This window comes from Streptomyces sp. NPDC088707 (assembly GCF_044752725.1).
GTDB lineage: Bacteria > Actinomycetota > Actinomycetes > Streptomycetales > Streptomycetaceae > Streptomyces.
In genome coordinates this window covers 176691-198156 of record NZ_JBIVLV010000004.1, presented here as the reverse complement: position 1 = coordinate 198156, position 21466 = coordinate 176691, and the positions used below count along the sequence as shown (strand labels likewise).

Here is a 21466-nt window from a genome sequence, read left to right as displayed (position 1 = left end):
TGCCCAGCCGATGCCGCCACCCGTGCGGCTCCCGGCCGGGCCGCCCTCGATCGCGGTCCGATGCCGGGCTACCTCGACCACGCCAGGATCGGGCCGCTCTCCCGCGGGGCCGCCGCCGCGACCGCCGCCGCGACCGCGCTGGCCGGCCGAGCGGACCCCGCCGACCTCGACCGGCTGTTCGCCCTCGGCGACGCCGCCCGGACCTCTGCCGCACGGCTCCTCGAAGCCCGGCCCCACGAGATCGCCCTCGCCCCGTCCACCAGCAACGGCCTGTTCACCGTGGCCGCCGCCCTCCGGGGTCCCGGCACCGTGCTCGTGCCCCGCGGCGAGTTCCCCGCCAACGTCTACCCCTGGCTCCGCTTCGCCGGCCGCGGCGGGCCCGACGTCCGCCTCCTCGACCCGGACGGGCAGAGGCACATCACCGCCGATCTCCTGCGCCGACATCTCACGCCCGACGTCACCGCCCTCACCGTCAGCGCCGTCGATTCGCTCACCGGACATGTGGCCCCGCTCGCCGCTCTCAAGGAGGTCCTCGGACCCGACCGGCTCCTGATCGTCGACGCCGTCCAGGGGCTCGGTGCCGTCCCCCTCGAAGCCGACGCCGCCGACGTCCTCGTCAGCGGCGGCCAGAAGTGGCTGCGGGCCGGCTGGGGGGCCGCACTGCTCCTCATCCGCGACCGTTGCGGCGAGCGTCTCGCTCCGGGTCTCGGTGGCTGGGCCGGTGTCACGGAGCCCTTCGCCGCACGGCATCCGGCGCCCTCCCTGCCCGGCGCCGCCGCCCACCTGGCCACCAATCCGGACTTCCCGGCCGCCGCGGCCATCGGCGCGGCCGTGGACGACCTGCTCGACCAGGGCGGCCCGGCCGTCGTCGGTGCCCGGATACGGGCCACCCTCGCGGAGCTGCTCGACCGGGCGCGTCGGGCGGGCGCCGAGGTCCTGTCGGACGGGCTCGGTCACCGGGAGCGCGCCGGGATCGGCTCCTTCCGCCTCCCCGGTCATGACCCCTCCACCGTCCATCGCACCCTCGAAGCGGCCGGGCTGATCGCCACGCGCCGGGACGAGTGGATCCGGCTCTCTCCTCATGCCTCCACCCCGCCCGCCGTGGCGGACCTGTTCGCGGAGGCACTGCGCGCCCTCACCCACGGCACGACCGGCACCACCAGCACCACCGAAAGCAGCACCCGCGCCCGTACCGACGTCCAGGAGCCGACATGTCCCACCAGCTGACCCGCCGACAGGTCCTTCACCTCGCCACCGCCTCCGCCGCCGGGCTCGGCCTGGCCGCCTGCGGCGGTGGCGGCTCGGGCGGTGACACCGCCGGTGCCGACGGCGACACCGGGAAGGTCACCGTCTGGAGCTGGACCACCGCGGCCGAGGCCCTGCGCGGCGTCGTCCCCTCCTTCGAACGGGACAACCCCGGCATCGAGGTCGACGTCCAGGACGTGGGCAACCCCGCCATCTGGGACAAGATCACCGTCGGTCTCGCCTCGGGAGGCAGGGGGATCGCCGACGTCCTGCACATCGGGGTCGACTATCTGCCCGGCTACCTGGAGAAGTTCCCCGAGGGCCTCGCCGACCTGTCGAGACTCGGCGCCGACCGGCACAAGGACGCCTTCGTCGAGGGCCTGTGGCCGACCGTCACGGGCAAGGACGGAGCCGCCCACGCCCTCCCGTGGGAGGTCAACCCGCTCGGCCTGTTCTACCGGCACGACTACTTCGAGAAGGCCGGGGTCGACCCCGCCTCGCTCACCAGCTGGGACGACCTGATAGCCGCCGGGCCGAAGATCCGGGCCGCTACCGGCGCCCAGCTGCTCGGGCTCGACAAGCCCGGCACCACCCAGGACATGGACTTCTTCCAGAACCTGATGCAGCTCCAGGACGCTTTCTACTTCGACGCCGAGGGCAGGGTCACGCTCGGCTCCCCGGAGGCGGTGCAGGCCCTCACCGTCATCAAGCGGCTCAACGACGGCGGCCTGCTCGCCGACACCGCCGGCCAGGGCACCTGGAAGCGCCTCGTCGGCCAGGGGAAGCTCGCCACCGCACCGTACCCGGCCTGGGCCATCGAGTACCTGGCCACCAAGTTCCCCGCCCAGAGCGGCAGGTGGCGCGTCATGCAGCCGCCGGCCGCCGTCCCCGGGGGTGGGCGCAGCGCCATCGTCAACTCCACCTATCTGGCCGTCTCCGCCACCGGCAAGCGCCGCAAAGCCGCCTGGCGCTTCATCGAGTACGCGCTGACCAAGCCCGCCGAGATCAACCGGATGTTCGCGTCCGGGGGCGTCTTCCCCGCCCTCAAGGGGGCTTACGCCGACCCGAAGTTCAGCGCGCCCCACCCCTTCTACGGAGGCCAGCAGGTGCTGCGGTCCTTCGTCACCTCGCTCGACTCCGGTGCGGACGCCACCAACTTCACCGGTGACTACAGCCGAGCGCTCAAGCTCGCCGCCGACGCCCAGAGCCAGGTGCTGATCAAGGGCGCCGACCCGGCAGAGGCGCTGAAGGCCGCGGCCAGGCAGCTCGCCCAGCAGACCGGTCGGCGGCAGGCGGCCTGACCATGTCCCTCGCCCCCTCCGAAAGCGCCCCCGCCGGGGCGCCCGCCGCCTCGGCCGGCCCGCCCGCCGGTCGCCGTGGCCACCGCCGCCCGGGCAGGGCGGCCCGCCCCGGCCGCCCCGCCCGCGCCCGCGCCGGCCGGCGCCGGCTGCTGACCCGCGCCTCCGTCCCGTACCTGCTGATCATGCCCGCCGTCCTGGGCTTCGCGGTCTTCAAGGCGTACCCCATCGCGGCCTCGTTCTGGATCAGCCTCACGACCGGCAACGGCGACGCCCGGCAGTTCTCCGGGCTCGCCAACTACCGGCGCCTTTTGGACGATCCGCTGTTCTGGACCGCGTTGCAGAACACCGCGCTGATCCTGGTCGTCCAGGTGCCGCTGATGCTCGGCCTCGCGCTGCTCGTCGCCCTCGGGCTCAACTCCACCAGGGTCTGGCTGCGACCGCTGTGGCGACTCGGCGTCTTCGTGCCCTCGCTGACCGGCCTGGTCGCGGCCGGCGTCATGTTCTCCGTGATCCTGAACCACGACGCGGGGCTGCTGAACTGGGTTCTCTCCCTGTTCGGCATCGACCGGGTGAACTGGCTCGGCAGCCCCTTCTGGGCCCGCGTCGGCGTCGTCCTCGTCATCACCTGGCACTACATCGGCTACAACGCCGTGATGTACCTCGCCGGCCTCCAGGGCATCCCCAAGGAGCTGTACGAGGCCGCGATGGTCGACGGCGCGGGGCCGGTCCGCCGCTTCCTCGCCATCACCCTGCCCCAGCTGCGGCCGATCCTCCTGCTCACGGTGGTGCTCTCCACCATCGGCACCCTGCAGCTCTTCGACGAGCCGTACGTCCTCACCGGCGGCGGCCCCGACAACGCCACCCTCACGGTCACCATGTACCTCTACAACAACGGCTTCAAGTACTTCGACTTCGGCTACGCCTCGGCGCTCGCCTACGCGCTCGCGCTGATCGTGTCCGTCCTCGGCGTCCTGCAGGTCCGCCTGATGGGAGAGCGCCGGTGAAGCTCCGCGGCCCCCTGCTCACCGTGCTGCTCGCGGGTGCCTTCGGGCTCTGCGTCGGCCCGTTCTGGTGGCTCGCCATGGCCGCCACCCAGGACGACAAGGACGTGTTCTCCTGGCCGCCGAAGCTGCTGCCCGGCGGCCACCTCCTGGAGAACCTCCAGGGCCTCCAGGAGTCCATCGGCCTCACCCGCGTCCTCGTCAACACCCTCGTGGTGGCGGGCCTCCAGACCGTCGGCGCGGTCGTCGTCTCGGTCCTCGCCGGCTACGCCTTCGCCAAGTTCGACTTCCGCGGGCGCAACCTGTTCTTCGTCCTGCTGCTCAGCACCCTGGTCATCCCCGACGCGGTGATGCTGATCCCGATCTTCCAGATGATGATGGACCTGGGGCTGATCGACTCGTACGAGTCCGTCGTCCTGCCTGGCCTGGTGACCCCGTTCGGCATCTTCCTGATGCGGCAGGCGCTGCGCTCGATGCCCGACGAGCTCCTGGACGCGGCCCGTGTCGACGGCGCGGGCGAACTGCGCGTGCTGTGGCGGATCGTCATCCCGGTCAACCGGCCGATCATCGCGGCGCTCGCGCTGTTCGTCTTCCTCGGCGGCTGGAACCAGTTCGTCTGGCCGCTGATCGCGCTGCGCAGCCCCGAGATGTACACGCTGCCCGTCGCCACCGCCACCCTGCAGGGCCTGTCGACCACGAACTACGCGCAGGTGCTGCTCGCCGGTGCCATCGCCGCCATCCCCGTGATGGCCCTCTTCCTCGTCCTGCAACGCCAGTTCATCTCCGGCCTGCTCGCCGGGGCCACGAAGGAGTGACCACCGTGACCACCGATCCGAAGTCCCCCTCTCCTCAGGGCACTTCCTCCCGTGACGCCGTCCCTCGTCATGACGCCGACTCCCGGCAGCCCGACCCCCAGCAGCCCGACTCCCAGCAGCCCGTCTCCCAACAGCCCGTCCCCGCCTGGCGACCTGACGCGTCGGCCGCGGAGAACCCCGGCACCGTCGTCCACCGCCGGCTCGCCACGGGCCTGATCCACTCCACCGGAGACGCGCTCGTCCTCCACCTCACCGGGATCGGCGGCGACCGGTGGGATGCCACCGTCGCCCCGGTCGAGGACGGCGTGGTCCTGATCGAGGTCTCGGCCACGGAGGCCGTCACCCTCCGCGCCGAATGGCGCGTCCCCTGCGTCGGGGCCACCGCCTACTGGACCCCGGACACCGACGCCTCCCGCTGGCTGCCGCCGTCATGGATCACTCCGCGGACGGTCTCCCTCGCCTTCGGCGCGCCCGTCGCCAGTCTCGTCGGCGCCCATGACCGCGCCCTGTGCACGGTCGCCGCCGGCGAGACCGCCGCACCCGTACGCGTCGGCGCCGGTGTCGTGGAGGAGAGCGGGGAGTTCGCGTTCACCGTCGAGCAGGACCTCACCCCGGACGGGCCACCGATGCGGCTGCGGATCGACCTCAGCGGCCGGCATTTCGCCCACACCCTGCGGTCCGTCACCGACTGGTGGGCCGAGGGCGTGGACCACCCCGGCGTGGCCCCCGCCGCCCGGATGCCCGCCTACTCCACCTGGTACAGCCTTCACCAGAACGTCGACACCGCCGCCGTCGAGCAGCAGGCGGCCCTCGCCGCCGGCCTCGGCTGCGAGAGCATCATCGTCGACGACGGCTGGCAGACCGCCGACCGCAGCCGCGGCTACGGCCACTGCGGCGACTGGGAGCCCAACCCGAAGGCGTTCCCCGACCTCGAGACCCACGTGGCCGAGGTCCACCGGCGCGGCCTCGCCTACCTCCTCTGGTACGCGCTGCCGTTCATCGGCCGGCACAACGACGCCTGGGACCGCTTCAGGGACAAGGTCCTGCGCGAGGAGCCCCGTCTGGAGGCGGCCGTCCTCGACCCCCGTCACCCCGAGGTCCGCGCCTATCTGATCGACAAGGTCTGCCGCGCCGTCGAGGAGTGGGGCATGGACGGGGTGAAGCTCGACTTCATCGACAGTTTCGCCGTCGCCGACCCGCCGCCCGCACCGGCCGGCGCCGACCACGCCACCGTCCACGAAGGCCTGCTCCGGCTCCTCACCGAACTCGACGCCCGCCTGCGCCGCACCCGTCCCGACGTGATCGTCGAACACCGCCAGCCGTACGTGAGCCCGAGCCTGTGGCCGTACGCCACCATGGTCCGCGCCACCGACTGCCCGCTCAGCCCCGCCGAGAACCGCCAGCGCACCGTCGACTGCCGGCTCACCGCGGGACCGCTCGCCGTCCACGCCGACATGATCATGTGGAACGCCGCCGAGACGCCCGAGTCCGTGGCCGTCCACCTGATCAACGCGCTGTTCTCGGTACCGCAGATCTCCGTCGACCTCGCCGCGGAGAGCCCCGGCCGGCTCGCCGCCCTGCGCTTCTGGCTCGGTGTCTTCCGCCGGCACGCCGACGTCCTCCAGCTGGGCGACCTGGAGCCCTCCCGCCCGGACCTCGGCTACCCCCTGGTCAGCGCCCACGACGACCGCACCACGGTGGTCGCGCGCTACGCGCCGCTGCCCGTCCCCGTCCCGGACCGGGACGGCACGGACGGCCCGCGGACCCTGCTCGTCGCCAACGCGGACCGCGACCCCGTGGTGCTGCTCGTGGCCACCCGGCGGGAACGGGCCCTCGCCCTCGTACAGGACTGCCGTGGTGAGATCCTGTCCGAGACCGTGCTCGACCTCGTCCCCGGGGTGAACCCGGTGACGGTGCCGACCGGCGGCCTGCTCACCCTGACCCGAGAGCACTGAACGACGAGGGGGCGGGTGACGGCCGTCCGCCGTCCCCGCCCCTCCGACCACCGCCTCCAGAGGAACGATGACCGCTCGACAGGTGACCATCGAGGACGTCGCACGCGCGGCGGGAGTCTCCCGCCAGACCGTCTCGAACGCCCTCAACGCCCCCCACCGGCTGCGCGACACCACCCTCGCCCGGGTCACCGCCGCCATCGACGAACTCGGCTACCAGCCCGATCAGTCCGCCCGCAGTCTGCGCACCGGCACCCGCAAGGTCATCGGCTATCCCGCCCCCGCCGACAACCCCGCCGACCCCAACCCCCTGATGGGCGGCTTCCTCCAGGCGCTGGTGAGCGCCGCCGACGCCGTGGGCCACCGCATCCTGCTGTTCCGCTGCGACCCCCAGCAGGGCGTCACGGCGGTCGCCAAGTCGTTCAACGGCCTGATCGCGGCCCGGCAGGTCGACGGGTTCGTCCTCTCGGACGTGGTGCACGACGACCCCCGCGTCGACGTGCTCGCCGAGGCCGGCTTCCCGTTCGCCGCCTTCGGCCGCACGGCTCCCGGCCGCCCGCAGAACTGGGTGGACATCGACTCCGCGGCCGCCACGGCCGCCCTGGTGGACCTCCTCATCGAGCAGGGCCACCGCAGGATCTGTTACGTGAACTCCGCGGCCTCGCTGCCCTGGCTCGCCGACCGGCGGGCCGGGCTCCAGCAGGCCGCGGCCGCGGCACCCGACGGCGCCTTCGAGGTCGGCGTACCCGACGACGATCCGGCCGCGCTCTCCCGGGCCCTGCAGCGCCTGCTGGTCGGCTCCGACCGCCCGACCGCCCTGGTGTGCGCGAACGACTGGCTCGCCCTCGCCGCCTACCACGCGGTCCGGGCGGCCGGCCTCACCGTCGGGGTCGACGTCGCCGTCGCCGGCTTCAACGACATGCCGCACTGCACACTGATCCAGCCGGCCCTCACCAGCGTGCGTCTGCCGTTGTCGACCATCGCCCACGCCCTCGTCACGCGGCTGATCACCGCCGTCGAGGATCCCGGCGCCGCTCCCACGAGCGGGCTGCTGCTCCCGGCGGAGCCGGTCGTACGGGGCAGCACTCCGGCGCGGTAGCCGTGCCGACCGGACACGATCCGGACGGACGCGATACAGCGCCGCCCGGCCGTGGTCCGGACGGACGCGACCTAGGGCGTTTCCTTCGGATCATCTGATCGTTGGTTGATGTGTGTCGTTGACTGATGCCCAGTGGGCGAGGATCGAGCCGTTACTACCGGACCGCGCTCCGAGGCGAGGCGGGCGGTGGCGGGATCACCGGCAGGTGATCGATGCGATCGCCTTCAAGTACCGCACCGGCACGCCGTGGATGGACCTGCCCGAGCACTTCGGCTCGTGGAAGGGCGCCCACAACCGCTTGCGGAAGTGGGCTGCCGACGGCACCTGGGAGAAGGTCTTCACCGCCTTGCTCGCCCAGGCCGATGCCGAAGGCGACCTCGACTGGATCGTCGCGATCGACTCCACCGTCGCCCGGGCTCATCAGCACGCTGCCGGTGCCCGTCACAAGGGGCCCCGGCCGGCGAGCCGCACGATCATGCCCTCGGACGGTCCCGCGGCGGACTGACCACGAAGATCCACCTCGCCGCGGACAGCCGCTGCCGCCCGCTCGCGTTCGTCCTCACGCCCGGCCAGGCAGGTGACGCACCCGCGTTCGCCCAGGTCATGGCCCGCTTACGAGTGCCCCGGCCCATCGGCCGGCCCAGAACCACTCCGGAGGTGGTGCCGGCGGACAAGGCGTATTCGTCCCGCGCGTTCCGCAGTCATCTCCGCCGACGCGGCATCCGGGCGGTGATCCCGCAGCCCGCCGACCAGGCCACCCACCGAATCGCATCCACTTCTTGGCGTTCGCCGTCGTGCTGCTCGTCGTGCACGCGGTCCTCGCGCTGCTGCTGTGGCACAGGGCCCTGTTCAGCTGCCTCGCCATCCTCCTGGGCTTCTTCGCGATCACCGTCTCCGTCGCCGGCTACACCACCCTCCAGCAGCAGCGCGGCGAATCTGCAGGAGCCGGGAAACGAATCCGCGTCCGCTGGCGGCCCCTCGATGCCGGGACGGGGAGCGGAAGAAGACCAGGAGGGCGAGGGCCATGACGAGCCGCAGCCCCCCCAGGATCTGGAGGAGCGGGCGCAGCAGCTGTCGAGGCCGTCCGCCGGGGCTCGGATGACGCAGAGCGCCCCTCCGGCGGGGGAGGGGCGCTCTGGTGGTGGGTGCCGGTTCGGCCGGTGGGTCAGGCGCGCCGTACCAGGTGGTCGACCGAGAACAGGAGGTGGTCCTCGCCGTAGTGGAAACGTCCGGCGAGGGCCTTGTAGCGGGTGTACTGCGCCTCGGTGATCGGAAGTTGGAGGACCTCCACCGCGCGCAGGAGCAGGCGGAACCCGAGGTCGGGGTCGACCCGGGTGACGACCTGTTCCAGGGCTTCCATCACCGCGGCGCCCGCCACGGGGTGGAACCCGGGGCTAACCGCCGTGGCCGCGGCGAGGGGGGACACGTCCCGGATCTCGCGCAAAACCTCGTCGGTGGCGCCGGTGTCCGGCGTCCGGGCCGCCGGAAAGTAGCCAGGTGCGACCTCGGCCAGTCGCTCCTCGCACACTTCGGCGACCTGCTCCAGCCACTCCCGGCCGCCGACGCCGAACCGGTCGATGCGGTAGCCGCCCTCCGTTGCCGCCAGCCACAGCACGGTGATCGCTTCTTCGGACAAGCCGCGGCCGAGCACCCCGCGGACGTCCTCCAGGAGTGCCGCCGCCTCGGAGCCCGGAGGGCGCTCGTAGCCGTCGGCCTGCACAGCGAACTCGACCGCCTGGCGGGGTGTGCGGTGATGCCAGCCCGCCGTGAACTGCCGGGCGAGCAGCGAGAGCCCGAAGTCCCCGTCGATACCCCGCCGGGAGGCGTCGCCGACCGGCGGCCACGTGATCACGAGGCCGTCGTGGACGGCACCCGGGGGGAGGCCGAACTCCCAGCCGAGGGCCACCAGGCGGCGGTACTGCCCGTACGGTACGGGCACGGCGTGTGCCTTGAGCGCGCGGAGCAGCAGGCGCATGCCGAGGTCGGCGTCGGCGCCGGTGACCACGTGCTCCAGGCAGGCGACGAGCTCCGGCAGCGCGGAGGCGTCCGCGAGGGCCGGGGCCGCGACGCGGAGTTCCGCCACCACCGCCCGGCACAGCCGGGGGTCCCGTACCGGGCGCACCGGCGGCGGGGTGAAGGACGCCTCGGCCTGCCGGAGCCGGGCCGCGGCCACCTCCGAGACCTGCTCCAGCCAGCCACGGCAGGTCATGCCGTGGCTGGCCGGGTCGAAGGCGTTGGCGGTGGCGGCCAGCCACACCGTGTACAGGACCCGCTCCGGGAGCTCGGACGACAGCAGGCGGCGGGCGTCCTCCCCCAGCTCGACCGCCTCGTCGCCCTCATACCGGTCGGCCGCCTCCTGCGCGAGGGCGAGCGCGGCGGCCGGGTCGACGGCCGTGCCGGGACGGCTGAGGCGTTCGGTCAGGCCGGTCAGGCCGAAGTCCTCGCCGTAGCCGAGTTCGTAGTACGCGGGACGTTGATCGGTCATGGCGCCACTCCTGTGGGGAAGGCGGTCATGATGGCGTATCCGCCGCGTCCCTTGGCGTGGTTGTCGACCTTCAGCAGCTTGAGCGTGACCTGGTTGCCTGCGTTCTTCACCGTCACACCGTCCGGGTAGTACGTCTTGCCCAGGGACTGGAGGGCGGGGTAGGGCCGCGAGATGTCCAGGACGACCTCTCCGCTTTTCGCTTTGGCGACCCTCCGCGTGAAACCGGCGAACTTCGCTTCGTCCAGGACTCTTTTGCCGTCCTTCATGACGGAGAAATAGTCCTCGAAGACATGCTCGATGGCCTTCTGGGCAACCTCCTGGCTGGTCCACACCGTCTTCGGAATGTTCTTCTCCTGCGCCAGCGCGAACGCCTGGGTCGGAGTCAGGAGCACGTGCTCCTTGAGTGCGTGCATCTCACCCGAATCGGCGTACTGCTTGAGCGCCGGCAGGAGTTCGTCGTCGAGGTCGAGGCAGTTGTGCACGAGCACGTCCGACGCGCGTGCTCCTTCGGTGCCGACGTAGAAGGTGTGCGTGCCGCCGACCGTGAGGTCGTATACCTGACGGGACGCCGTGTCGGCGGCGCCGCGTACACCCGTCACCGCGAGCGGCTGCCCGTCCGGGCGGAGCAGCAGGTCTCCGGGGCGCAGGTCCGAGGCCAGGATCCAGCCACGCTCCTCGGCGTAGATCTTGTGGCCGGGGGTGGTGTCCAGGGTGGTGCCGTCGGCGAGGCCGATGGTGACCAGGTCGTCGGAGGCGTGCCGGAAGGTGTCGGTGACCGGTTCGGGGCGGACGACTCCGGTGGCCGGGTCGCCGGCCAGGACCGCGTCGCCCACCTGGAGCGTGCTGATCGGGCGGCGTGATCCGTCCGCCATCAGTACGGGTGTGGTGGCCGGGAAGCTGTTCTTCTCACACTTGATGAAGATCGATTCGGCGAGGCCGGCCTCGTACTCGATGGCTGCCAGGGCCTCCGGGTTGAGCCGGAGGTTACGCAGGGCCCGCAGGGCGTCCGCGATGCCGATGCCGGTTCGCATGGCGGCGTCGACGGCCATGATGCCCTCGGCGATAGGCCTGAGGATCTTCCCCGAGAACAGCAGGGCGACGTCCAGGGCCGCCCAGGCGCATCCGCCCCAGCTGCCGCCCTCGCCACCGGGCCACAGCTTCGCGCACTTGATCCAGTGCCCGAAGAGGATGTCGACCGGGTCGACGCCCGACTGGTACTCGCCGATCGAGATGGTGTGCGTGATGTCCTGGGTCAGCTCGTCCGTCGGGTACTCGCCCAAGTACTTGGTCTGGTTGGCGGGGCACCTGCCGGTCGACGGGTCCGGTGCGTCGGCCGAGCACAGGTACAGGTCGAGGTAGGCCAGGTACCGGATCCTGATGGTCATCGTGCAGTCGCCCTTGTAGAAGAGGGCGTCGATCCAGCCTTCGCAACCGGCCGTCTTCTTCAGGGTCTGCGGCTCGCCGATCTGCTCGGTGCGGTTAACCAGGTAGAACATGCGGCCGATGGAGCCGCCGATGCCGTCGGGGACGGTTCCGGTGTCGATCGTCTTCGCCTGGGCGGCCTTCTCGGCCCTGTCGGCCGCTTCCTGGGCCTCCTTGGCGTACCGGTCGGCGTCCTTCGCGGCCTGTTCGGCCTCGGTCGCGGCGACGGCGGCGCGGTCGGCGGCGGCCCGGGCGTCACGTGCCTCCTGTTCGGCACGTGACGCCGCTGCGCGTGCCGCGTCGGCGTCGAGCGCGGCCTGGTCGGCGGAGTCGCGGGCCGACTTGGCGTAGCCCTCGGAGCGGTCGGCCGCCTGGTCCGCGGCCACGGCGTCCGCCGCGGCCTGGCGCGCGAATTCGGTGCTGCGGGCCAGCGAAGCGGAGGCCAGGGAGGCCGACTTCGCGGCGTCGGCCGAGTAGTCGAGGGCCTCCTTGGCGTAGCCACGGGCTTCCGAGGCGTACTTCGCGGCGTTCGCCGCGTGTTCGTATGCGGCCTTCGCATCGCCCTGGGCCTGGTCGGCGATGGCCTTGGCCGAGGCGGCCTCCTCCAGCGCGTTCTTGGCATGCGCGTCGGCGATGGCTTTCTGCTGTTCGGCGATGCTCTTGGACGCCTGCCCGGTCAGCACGACCAGTCCGGCGGCCGAGTCGGTGGTGACGTAGGGCGAGCCGAGCTGGACCGCGTCGTTCGCGGGCTTGGCGACCTGCGCGGCCGACTTCCCCGCGTCCACCGCGGCCTGGGCGGTCACGTGGGCGTAGCCCGCTGCGTTCGCTGCGGCGGCCCGGGCCTTGCCGGCCTCCGCGCTCGCCTGGTCCGCCAGGGTCTTGGCGGCCTTGGCCTGACTGTCGGCCTCGTCGGCCGCCGCGACGGCCGCCCGCGCGTCGAACGCGGCGCGTGCGGAAGCCGCGATCGCATCGGCGGCCGCGCTCGTCGCGGTGCGCACGGCGGCGTCCGCCTTCAGCTTCTCGGCCTGCGCGGCGTCGGCGTCGGCGCGCGAGCGCTTGGCCGCCGCCTCAGCGCGGGTCGCGGCCGCGTCGGCCTCTGAGGCGGCCTTCGTCGCCGCGTCGGCCTCGCCGCGCGCCCTGCCGGCCGCCGCCTCTGCTTCAGTGGCGTACTTGTCCGCCTCGTCGGCTGCCGCGCGGGCCGCCGTGGCCTCGGGTGCAGCGTCGAGGGAGGCGGCGTAGGCGGCCTTGGCGTCCGCCTTCGCGCGCGCGGCGTCGGCCTTCTGCTCCGCGTCCCAGGCGTCATCACGCTTGGCCTTGGCGGTGTCGCGGGCCCTGACGGCACCGTTGCGGTGCTCGACCGCGGTCGCCTCGGCGGCTTCGGCCCTGGTCCTGGCGTTCCCGGCCTTGGTCGCCTCAGCTTCCGCGTTCTTCCTGTGCTGGGCGGCCTCGGTCTGCTTGACCGCCGCGGTCTCCTTCTCCGCCTTCGCCTTGGCTTCCTCGGCCTCGGCCGCGAGCCGCTTGGCACGGGCGCCGGCGGCGGCCGCCTCCGCGTCCGCCTCCGCCTTCAGTGCCTCACCGAGCTTCGCCTTCGCGGTGTCCGCTTCCGTTTTGGCGTTGTCGCGGTGCAGCCTGGCCGAATCGGCCGCGGCCTTCGCCTGGAGCTCGGCGGTCCGGGCGGCCTCCTTGCGGAACTCCGCCTTCGACTGCGCGGCCTGGGCGAGCGCCCGCGCCGCGATCGTCTCGCTGTCGCCCCCGGCCGCCCGGGTGGCGGCCTCGGCGGTCTCGCCGGCCTTCACCATCGCGTCCAGCGCGGCGACCGCACCCTTGGTGACCTGCGCCTTCTGAAGACCCACCAGCATGCCGCGGCCCCGCGGCGCGCCGATGCCGTCGGCGATGCTGTACGCGGCCTGCACGGCCGCGTCGGAGGCGGCGGCAGCCGTCTTCGCCGCCGCGGCCTGCGCCTTCAGGACGGCGAGCTGCTGCTTCGCACCGGCCTGGGCGTCCGCGAGGCCCTTCGCGGCCTGGTCGAAGTGCGCCGCGGGCTGGACCTCACCGGTGTGACCGGAGGGCTTGATGTCCACCTGCTGCCGCGTGGTGCCGTCGCACCTGCGCAGCACCGCTCCCATTCCGGGGACGAGCGTCGGGATGTGCAGGCACTGGCCCGAGGCGACGTGCTTCAGCGCGGTGGTGGCGCGAGGGGAGTAGGCCCAGGTCTGGGCCGGCCCGCTGTTGCAGGCGGCTGCCTTGATCTCGGTGCCGAAGTCGCCGCTGGTGGTGGACACCTCCAGGCACTTGAACGAGTCCGCGTTGCGCAGGTGCAGACCGTGGTCGTCGCCCTGCATCTGCCAACTCTGCGACGCGGTGCGGTTGCAGAGGTTCACCTGGACCGGGTTGTTGCCGGCCCGCGCACCGCCCTGGGAGTCGAGGCACTTGCCCCTGGCTCCGGTGAGTTCGATGTTGGAGCCCGCATCACCGATCCAGCCGATCCCGCCCGCGGACCAGTGGTCCTGCCAGCGGACGACGTGGTCGGCGACCCAGGAGTGGCCCAGCATCTGGCCCAGCGCCTCGGCGCCCGCGGCGAGCGCCTTGGTGGCGTCCTTGCCGGCGTTCACGACCTGGTTGCGCTGCACCGCCTGGGAGGTGATCTCCCGCTGCCACTCGACGGTGGCCGTCGCGGAGACACCGCCCAGGACCTCGTTCGGGTCGACGGCGTCACGCCAGGCACAGCTCGAGTACCGGGTCTTCATGTCCTCGACCGCGATCCGGTACTCCGCCGTGCCCGGCGCGGGCGCGCTGCGGGCGAAGCCGCCGGAGCCGAGGAACAGCCGGGAGTCGTCCGCGCCCATGGCCGCCGAGACGGTCCCCTTCAGCCACGAGAACCCGTCCCGCTCGGCGATCTCCCGGTTCCAGTCGGGGCTCGACGGCAGGGGGTCCTTGCCGTAGAGCGGGGTGCCCAGGGCGAGGACGGCCTGACGGGTCGTCTCATCGGCCTTCGGGGTGGAGTCCGCGTAGAAGTCGCTCTCGTTCTTCCAGTACCGGTCCGAGATCCACGGGGTCAGGCCGGTCTGCGTGTGGAAGTCCACGCCCTCGCTGATGCCGGGCGGCTTGTGGAACGTCCAGTCGTTGATGCCGGCCGGGGTGGTCAGCCCCGCGAGGGGCTTCACCCAGGTCTCCCGGCGGGTGTTGATGTCCGCCAGTTCCTTGTCGGCGGCGGCTCGGTCCGCGGCGTACGCCTGGGACAGCGGGGTGTCCTGCCAGTGCTGCCGGTCGGCCAGCAGGCGCAGCTTGTCCGCGGTCTGGTTCAGCCCGTCCTGCGCGGTCGCCGCCATGCCCGGCCCGCCCAGGCGCAGCACTTCGGCCATCAGGCACTGGTCCTGCCGCAGCCGCTCGGCGTCGGTGTCCGTGAACCAGTTGTACGAGTTGCTCGCGAGTTCCGTACGGTCGAGGGGGACCGGCGGGGACTGCGGGCCGCCGACGGCGATCACGGCAACGGCGACCGCGGCCGACACCGCGGGGGTGAGGAAGGCGGATCTCAGGAAGGCGGGTCTGCGCGATCTGCGGAGGCTACGGCCTGGTGTTGTGTGCAAAGTGCTGTCTTCCCTCGTAGCAAGCGAAGGCAGACGGGGACGCTCGCTGCGAGGTGACGCGCGGGTCCGACCGGCAGCACGCAGGTGCGGCTGGCGAAGCCCGTTCGGCGCGGTCCGGTGTACCGGCCCGCGGCATCGTGTATCCCCCGTAGCGGCGCTGGTACCCCCGGCCGCCGTGAACGTGTGCGAAGACGGCCAGGTCATGGCCGCCGTTTCACGTGATGATCACGGTACCCGGCGGTAACAGCATGTGTCACATGGTTCTCGATCACCTGCGCGAAGGTCGATGGTCCGCGGTGCACGTGTGCGGTCGCAGCCACTTGCCGTTGGCGGCGACGAGGGCCCGTCCGGTCGCTCGACCGGACGGGCCCTCAACGGCCGAGACCACACTGCTATACCGCGTACACGTCGCGCATCTGCGTGACCACGCTCCAGACGAGTTCCTCGCCAGGCTCGCCGCCATGGACCCCGAGTGGGTCAAGGTCCCCGACACCGACGAAGGCCGGCGACTCCGCGGCGCCCTTCGTCGCATTCGGACGGCTCAGAACCTTCACGCGCCTTCGGCCGGTCCCTCGCGCTTGGCCCAGAGGGAACGGACGTGGCCCAGGTGCCGGGTCATGCACGCCTCCGCGCCCTCGGCGTCCCCTGCCAGCATCAGGTCGAGGAGTTCCAGGTGCTCCTCGGCCGACGGAACGAGGTCGCCGCTCTCGTCGAGGGCGGTGAGCCCGTACAGGCGCGACCGCTTGCGCAGATCGCCGACGGTCTCGACGAGGCGCTCGTTGCCCGCGAGGCCGAGCAGCGTGAGGTGGAAGAGCCGGTCGGCCTCCAGGTAGCCGATGAGGTCGTGCTCCCGTGCGGCGCGCACGATCTCCACGGCCACCGGCCGCAGCGCCTCCAGCTCCTCGCGCGTGGCGGACCGGGTGACGCGGCCGACCGTCGGGATCTCGATGAGCGCGCGGATCTCGGTGTACTGGTCGAGGTCGCGTTCGTCGACCTCGGTGACCCGGAACCCCTTGTTGCGGACGGGCTCGACCAGTCCCTCACGGGCCAGGTCGAGCATCGCCTCGCGCACGGGGGTGGCGGAGATCCCGAAGTCCTCGGCCAGGGTGGGGGCCGAGTACACCACGCCCGGCCGCAGCTCGCCGGAGATCAGCGCGGCACGCAGGGCATGGGCGACCTGGTCGCGCAGCCGCTCCCGGGAGGCGTTCAGGTCGCGCTGGGTCAGGTGCCCCATGGAGGTGGTGATCCCTTCGGTTCGTTCTGCGTCACCACCGTACGATGTCACGTCGCCGCGCCCGCGGGAGCCAGGGTGTACGTCCGGGAGGACGTGTAGAAGTCGAGGGCCGCCCTGCCCTGCTCGCGCGGGCCGTGACCGGACTGCTTGGCCCCGCCGAACGGCAGGTGGAAGTCGACGCCGGTGGACGGGGCGTTGATCCGGATCATGCCGGTGTCGACGAGGTCGAGACCGTACAGGGCCGCGTCGAGGTCGGCCGTGTGGACCGAGGTGACGAGGCCGTACGGCACGGCGTTGGTGATCCGTACCGCGTGGGCGAGGTCGTCGGCGGGGAGCAGCGCGGCGACGGGTCCGAAGACCTCCTCGTTGAGCAGTCGGTGCCCTGGCGGGACCTTCTCGACCAGGGTCGGGGCCGCGTACCAGCCGGGTGTCGTCGGTACGGTGGCGCCGGCGAGGACGGGGAGCCCCTGCCAGGCCTCGATCACCCGCTCGCGCGCGCTCTCGTGGACGAGCGGTCCGCACACGGTCCCGGGATCGGCGGGGTCGCCGACCCGGACGGCCCGGAAGGCCTCGGCGAGGGCTTCGCGCAGGGGGGCCAGGGCGTCGCCGACCGCGATGATCCGGCTGGTGGCGGTGCACTTCTGGCCCGCGAACCCGGCGACGGCGGCGGCGATGTGGGCCGCCGCCTGCCCGATGTCCGCGTCGGGCAGGACGATCGCGGCGTTCAGGCCGCCCATCTCGGCCTGGACGGGGATGCCCCGGGCCGTCGCCGCGCGGACGACGGCCCGGCCCACGGGGGTGGAGCCGGTGAAGGAGACGACGTCGGCCGCGGAGACGAGTGCGTTGCCCTCGGTGGGGCCGCCCGGCAGGACGGTGAACACGTGGTCCGGCAGGGCCTGTCGGACGATCTCGGCGAGCCGCTGGGCGCACGCGGTGGCTTCGGGGGCCGGTTTGAGGACGACCGTGTTGCCGACCGCGAGGGCCGGGGCGGCCTTCCAGCTCGGGATGGCGAAGGGGAAGTTCCAGGGCGTGACGAGGCCGGCCACGCCGTGGGGGCGGCGCCGGTTGAGGAGCAGTCCGGGGCCTGTCGCGGTCTCGTGCACGGAGCCGGTGGGCTCGAAGGGTGCCTGGGCGTAGTAGCGCCAGATCGCGACGGTGCGCGCGATCTCGGCATTGGCCTCGGTGAGCGGCTTGCCGACCTCGCGTACGGCGAGGGCGGCGAGTTCGTCGGACGCGGCCTCCAGGGCCGTGGCGACGGAGCCGAGCGCGGCCGAGCGGGCGGCGGCTCCGGCGCGCAGCCAGCCGGGCTGGGCGGCGCGGGCGCGCTCGACGGCGTCGGCGGCCGCGAAGGCGCCGGGGGCCGGGAGGCTGACGAGCACGTCGGCCGGGTCGGCCGGGTTGTGCGAGACGAGGGTGGTCACGTCGGTGATCACAGGAGGAAGCCTCCGGGGAAGGGGTCGTCCGGGTCGAGGAAGTACTGGGCGGTGCCGGTGATCCAGGCGCGGCCGGTGACGGTGGGGACGACGGCGGGCAGGCCGCCGACCTCCGTCCCGGCGGTGAGCCGGCCGGTGAACCGGGTGCCGATGAAGGACTCGTTGACGAAGTCGCGGTCGAGCGGGAGTTCGCCCCGTGCGTGGAGCTGGGCCATGCGCGCGCTGGTGCCGGTGCCGCACGGGGAACGGTCGAACCAGCCCGGGTGGATGGCCATCGCGTGGCGCGAGTGCGTGGCGTCGGAGCCGGGTGCCGTGAGGTAGACGTGCTTGAGTCCGGCGATCTCGGGCCGGGTGGGGTGTACGGGGCGGTCAGGGGAGGCGTTGATCGCTTCCATGATCGCCAGTCCGGCGGCGAGCAGGTCGTCCTTGCGGTCGCGGTCGAAGGGCAGCCCGAGGTCGTCGAGGGGCACGAAGGCGTAGAAGTTGCCGCCGAAGGCGAGGTCGTAGGTGACCTTGCCGAATCCGGGGACGTCCACCGCGCGGTCCAGGCCCACGCAGAAGGCGGGCACGTTGGTGAAGGTGGCGGATCTCGCCGCGCCGTCCTGCACGTGGACGTCGACGGAGACGAGACCCGCCGGGGTGTCCAGGCGGACCGTGGTGACCGGTTCGACGACCGGCACCATGCCGGTCTCGACGAGGACGGTGGCGACGCCGATGGTGCCGTGGCCGCACATCGGCAGGAGGCCCGACACCTCGATGTAGAGGACGCCGTAGTCGGCGTCGGGGCGGGTGGGCGGCTGGAGGATGGCGCCGCTCATGGCCGCGTGCCCGCGCGGCTCGAGCATGAGGAGCGTCCTGAGGTGGTCGAGGTGCTCGATGAAGTGGAGCCTGCGCTCGGCCATGGTGGCCCCGGGGATCACACCGACGCCTCCGGTGATGACCCGGGTGGGCATTCCCTCGGTGTGGGAGTCGACTGCGTGGAAGACATGACGCGTACGCACGCGGAGTTCCTTTCGGTCCGGTCGGTGGGATCCTTCAGCGGTCCGGTCAGCGGGTCCGGTCGGTGGATCCGGTCAGCGGGTCCGGTCAGCGGGTCCGGTCAGCGGGTCCGGTCAGCGGTGACCGTCGGCGACGGCCTTCTCGGTGGCGGTACGCACGGCGGTCTCGGTGGCGCCGGTGAGCGGGAGGCGCGGGGGGCGGGTGGGGCCGCCGGGGCGGCCGGCGATGTCCATGGACAGCTTGATGCACTGCACGAACTCGACCTTGGAGTCCCAGCGCAGCAGGGAGTGCAGCGAGGAGTAGAGCGGCCGGGCGGTCGCCAGGTCGCCCGCCACAGCGGCCCGGTACAGCTCGACGCAGCTCGCGGGCAGGGTGTTGGGGTAGCCGGCGATCCAGCCGACCGCACCGGCCAGGGCCAGCTCCAGGAGGACGTCGTCCGCGCCGATCAGCAGGTCGAGTTCCGGGGCGAGTTCGGCGATCTCGTATCCCCTGCGGACGTCTCCGCTGAACTCCTTCACGGCGACGATGCTGCCGTCGGCGTGCAGCTTCGCCAGCAGGCTCGGGACGAGGTCGACCTTGGTGTCGATCGGGTTGTTGTACGCGACGACCGGGATGCCGACCCCGGCCACGTCCGCGTAGTGGGCGATGACGGAGCGCTCGTCGGCGCGGTACGCGTTGGGCGGCAGCAGCAGGACCGACCCGCAGCCGGCCTCGGCGGCCTGTTCGGCCCAGCGGCGGGACTCGGCGCTGCCGTAGGCGGCGACGCCCGGCATGACCCTGGCCCCGTCGCCCGCGGCCTCGACGGCGGTACGGACGACCCGGGCGCGCTCGTCGGCGGTGAGGGTCTGGTACTCGCCGAGGGAGCCGTTCGGGACGACGCCGTCGCAGCCGTTGGCGATCAGCCAGGCCACGTGCTCGGCGTAGGCGTCGTAGTCGACGGAGAGGTCGTCCTTGAACGGCAGGGTGGTGGCGACCATGATGCCGCGCCAGGGGCGGTCGGTGGTCCAGGCGGTGGTGTTCATCTCGGCGACCTTTCGGTGAGGTGTGACGGGTGTAGCCGGTGCAAGGGATGCGACGGCTCAGGAGGGGTCTGGGTCTGTCGGGCCGTCGGACCCGGGAGTCGGGTCCGACGGCGGCCCGTCGAGCGTGGCCAGCGTGGCCAGCGGGACGGGGACGGCGAACGGGCGCCGCTCGGCGGGCGGTTCGGGGGCGGCTCCGGAGGCCGCGAGGCAGGCCACGGCCGTTCCGCACATCCGGCCCTGACACCACCCCATGCCGGCCCGGGTGAGGAGTTTGACGGTCCGGGCGTCGCGGGCGCCGCACTCGGCGACCGCCTCGCGGACCCTGCCCGCGGGCACCTCCTCGCAGCGGCACACGTCCGTGTCGTCGGTCAGCCACGCGGTCCAGCCGGGGCCGGGGGCGTGCGCGGCGGACATGACGTCGGCGAAGGCGCGCATGCGGTCCCGGCGCCGCCGGAGTCCGGTGGTCTCACCGGCTCGGGCAGGGTGGCCGAGGAGACGTGCGGCGATCGCCCTGCCTGCCAACTCGCCCTCAATCCTGGCGAGTTGTGCACCGCCGATGCCTCCGGTCTCGCCCGCGGCCCACAGACCGGGCACCGAGCTCTCCTGGAGGTCGTCCAGGGCCAGGCCCAGGGTGCCGTCGGGCAGCGCCCGGGTGGCGCAGCCGACCGCCACGGCCAGTTCGATCTGGGGCACGAGGCCGTGCCCGACGGCGAGGGCGTCGCAGGCGATCCGGCGGCCCGTCCCCCGTACGGGCCGCCATGTGCGGTCGAGACGGCTCACCGTGACGGCCTCGACCCGGTCGGTACCGTGCACCTCGGTCACCGCGCTGCGGAGCCGCACGGGCACCCGGTGACGGACCAGCGCGGCCGTGTGGACGAGGGCTTCGACCGCCTTGCGCGGGTTGGTGACGAGCGCCCGGGGAGTGCGCCCGTACCGCAGGTACCCCGCCGCTTCGACCACCGCCGGCACCCTCGCACCGGCCGCGGCCAGGGACGAGGCGACGGCGAGGAGCAGCGGGCCGCTGCCGGCCACGACGACGCTCCGGCCGGGCAGTACGAGCCCGGACTTGAGCATGGCCTGTGCTCCCCCGGCGCCGACGACTCCGGGCAGGGTCCAGCCGGGGAAGGGCAGTTGGCGCTCGTAGGCGCCGGTGGCGAGGAGCAGGGCACGGCCCAGGATCCGGACGGGCGCGTCCGCGCTTGCGTCCGCGCCGGTGAGGGCATGCGTCGTCCACGTGCCGTCGGTCTCCTTGACGACGGACCACACGTGGTGTCCGGTCAGGTGGTCGACACCGCTCGCGTCCAGGCGCCGGCGCAGGTCGGCGAAGGCGGACCAGTCGTGGTGGAGGGCCTCGGGCCGTTGCGCCCCCAAAGCGGGTGCCGGGTGCCGGTAGAACTGTCCGCCGGGCTGGGTCGAGGAGTCCAACAGTGCGACGGAGAGACCGAGTTCGGCGGCGGCGACGGCCCCTGCGAGCCCTGCGGAGCCCGCGCCGACGACGACCAGGTCGTACGCCGCGCCCGACGTCCGGCCCGTGTGGGCCGTGTCGTCGGGTTCAGACGCCGAGGCGGTCATGGCCGTGCCCTTCCTGCGTGGTGATGGCGTCGCCGGGGCGGGCCTGGACGAGGCAGGCGCGGCGGTTGGGTTCGCCGTTGACGGTGGCGAGGCAGTCGTAGCACTGGCCGATGCCGCAGAACGCGCCGCGCGGGCGGCCTCCGTCCCGCGTGGTGCGCCAGGCCAGGATGCCCGCGCCCCACAGGGCGGCGGCGAGGGTCTGGCCCGGCAGGGCGGGGACGGGGCGGCCGTCGAAGGTGATCTCGAACGGCGGATCGGGTTGTGCCCCGGCGAGGTCGATGGGGGTGCGGGCCACGGGC

General features: G+C 72.8%; 15 protein-coding genes and 1 pseudogene. 8 read left to right on the top strand and 8 right to left on the bottom strand.

Annotated elements, in window-relative coordinates:
• Positions 1-60: 60 nt before the first annotated feature.
• The 8 genes and pseudogenes from ACIP84_RS14730 to ACIP84_RS14695 all read left to right on the top strand — a co-directional run bounded on the left by ACIP84_RS14730 (position 61) and on the right by ACIP84_RS14695 (position 8441).
• Positions 61-1227, top strand: a complete 1167-nt coding sequence (locus ACIP84_RS14730) for an aminotransferase class V-fold PLP-dependent enzyme (protein WP_401798112.1) — start codon at positions 61-63, stop codon at positions 1225-1227.
• The gene (locus tag ACIP84_RS14725; RefSeq protein ID WP_401798111.1) at positions 1212-2546 is read left to right on the top strand and encodes an extracellular solute-binding protein; all 1335 of its coding nucleotides are present in this window, start codon (positions 1212-1214) and stop codon (positions 2544-2546) included. Before ACIP84_RS14730 ends, ACIP84_RS14725 begins: the two co-directional genes overlap by 16 nt.
• A 2-nt stretch (positions 2547-2548) precedes the next feature.
• Positions 2549-3550, top strand: coding sequence for a carbohydrate ABC transporter permease (locus ACIP84_RS14720; protein ID WP_401798110.1), 1002 nt, complete (start codon positions 2549-2551; stop codon positions 3548-3550).
• Entirely contained in the window at positions 3547-4362 is an 816-nt protein-coding gene (locus tag ACIP84_RS14715) for a carbohydrate ABC transporter permease (RefSeq protein ID WP_401798109.1), read from the top strand. Before ACIP84_RS14720 ends, ACIP84_RS14715 begins: the two co-directional genes overlap by 4 nt.
• 5 nt (positions 4363-4367) lie before the next feature.
• Entirely contained in the window at positions 4368-6317 is a 1950-nt protein-coding gene (locus ACIP84_RS14710; RefSeq protein ID WP_401798108.1) for a glycoside hydrolase family 36 protein, read from the top strand.
• A gap of 67 nt (positions 6318-6384) precedes the next feature.
• Positions 6385-7413, top strand: a complete 1029-nt coding sequence (locus tag ACIP84_RS14705) for a LacI family DNA-binding transcriptional regulator (RefSeq protein WP_401798107.1) — start codon at positions 6385-6387, stop codon at positions 7411-7413.
• 112 nt (positions 7414-7525) lie between these two features.
• Positions 7526-8181: pseudogene (locus ACIP84_RS14700) on the top strand (IS5 family transposase); the annotation flags it as partial.
• An 11-nt stretch (positions 8182-8192) separates the two neighbouring features.
• The gene (locus ACIP84_RS14695) at positions 8193-8441 is read left to right on the top strand and encodes a hypothetical protein (RefSeq protein WP_401798377.1); all 249 of its coding nucleotides are present in this window, start codon (positions 8193-8195) and stop codon (positions 8439-8441) included.
• 137 nt (positions 8442-8578) lie between these two features.
• Here the strand turns inward: ACIP84_RS14695 and ACIP84_RS14690 are convergent, their stop codons facing one another.
• The 8 genes from ACIP84_RS14690 to ACIP84_RS14655 form a co-directional block, all read right to left on the bottom strand.
• Positions 8579-9898 carry a hypothetical protein gene (locus tag ACIP84_RS14690; protein ID WP_401798106.1) on the bottom strand — a complete coding sequence of 440 codons (1320 nt, stop codon included), beginning with the start codon at positions 9896-9898 and terminating at the stop codon, positions 8579-8581.
• Positions 9895-14682, bottom strand: coding sequence for a ricin-type beta-trefoil lectin domain protein (locus ACIP84_RS14685; protein ID WP_401798358.1), 4788 nt, complete (start codon positions 14680-14682; stop codon positions 9895-9897). The genes ACIP84_RS14690 and ACIP84_RS14685 overlap by 4 nt, the downstream gene beginning before the upstream one ends.
• Before the next feature lie 775 nt (positions 14683-15457).
• Positions 15458-16141: a GntR family transcriptional regulator gene (locus ACIP84_RS14680; RefSeq protein ID WP_401798105.1), complete on the bottom strand. Its 684-nt coding sequence runs from the start codon at positions 16139-16141 to the stop codon at positions 15458-15460.
• Between the two features lie 47 nt (positions 16142-16188).
• Positions 16189-17574 carry an aldehyde dehydrogenase family protein gene (locus tag ACIP84_RS14675; protein WP_401798104.1) on the bottom strand — a complete coding sequence of 462 codons (1386 nt, stop codon included), beginning with the start codon at positions 17572-17574 and terminating at the stop codon, positions 16189-16191.
• Positions 17571-18575: a proline racemase family protein gene (locus ACIP84_RS14670; protein WP_401798103.1), complete on the bottom strand. Its 1005-nt coding sequence runs from the start codon at positions 18573-18575 to the stop codon at positions 17571-17573. Before ACIP84_RS14670 ends, ACIP84_RS14675 begins: the two co-directional genes overlap by 4 nt.
• 111 nt (positions 18576-18686) lie before the next feature.
• Positions 18687-19595, bottom strand: a complete 909-nt coding sequence (locus ACIP84_RS14665; RefSeq protein WP_401798102.1) for a dihydrodipicolinate synthase family protein — start codon at positions 19593-19595, stop codon at positions 18687-18689.
• Positions 19596-19652: 57 nt separating this feature from the next.
• Positions 19653-21167 (bottom strand): NAD(P)/FAD-dependent oxidoreductase, encoded by a 1515-nt coding sequence (locus ACIP84_RS14660; protein ID WP_401798101.1) that lies wholly within the window; start codon positions 21165-21167, stop codon positions 19653-19655.
• Positions 21148-21462 carry a (2Fe-2S)-binding protein gene (locus ACIP84_RS14655; protein WP_401798100.1) on the bottom strand — a complete coding sequence of 105 codons (315 nt, stop codon included), beginning with the start codon at positions 21460-21462 and terminating at the stop codon, positions 21148-21150. Before ACIP84_RS14655 ends, ACIP84_RS14660 begins: the two co-directional genes overlap by 20 nt.
• Positions 21463-21466 lie beyond the last annotated feature (4 nt).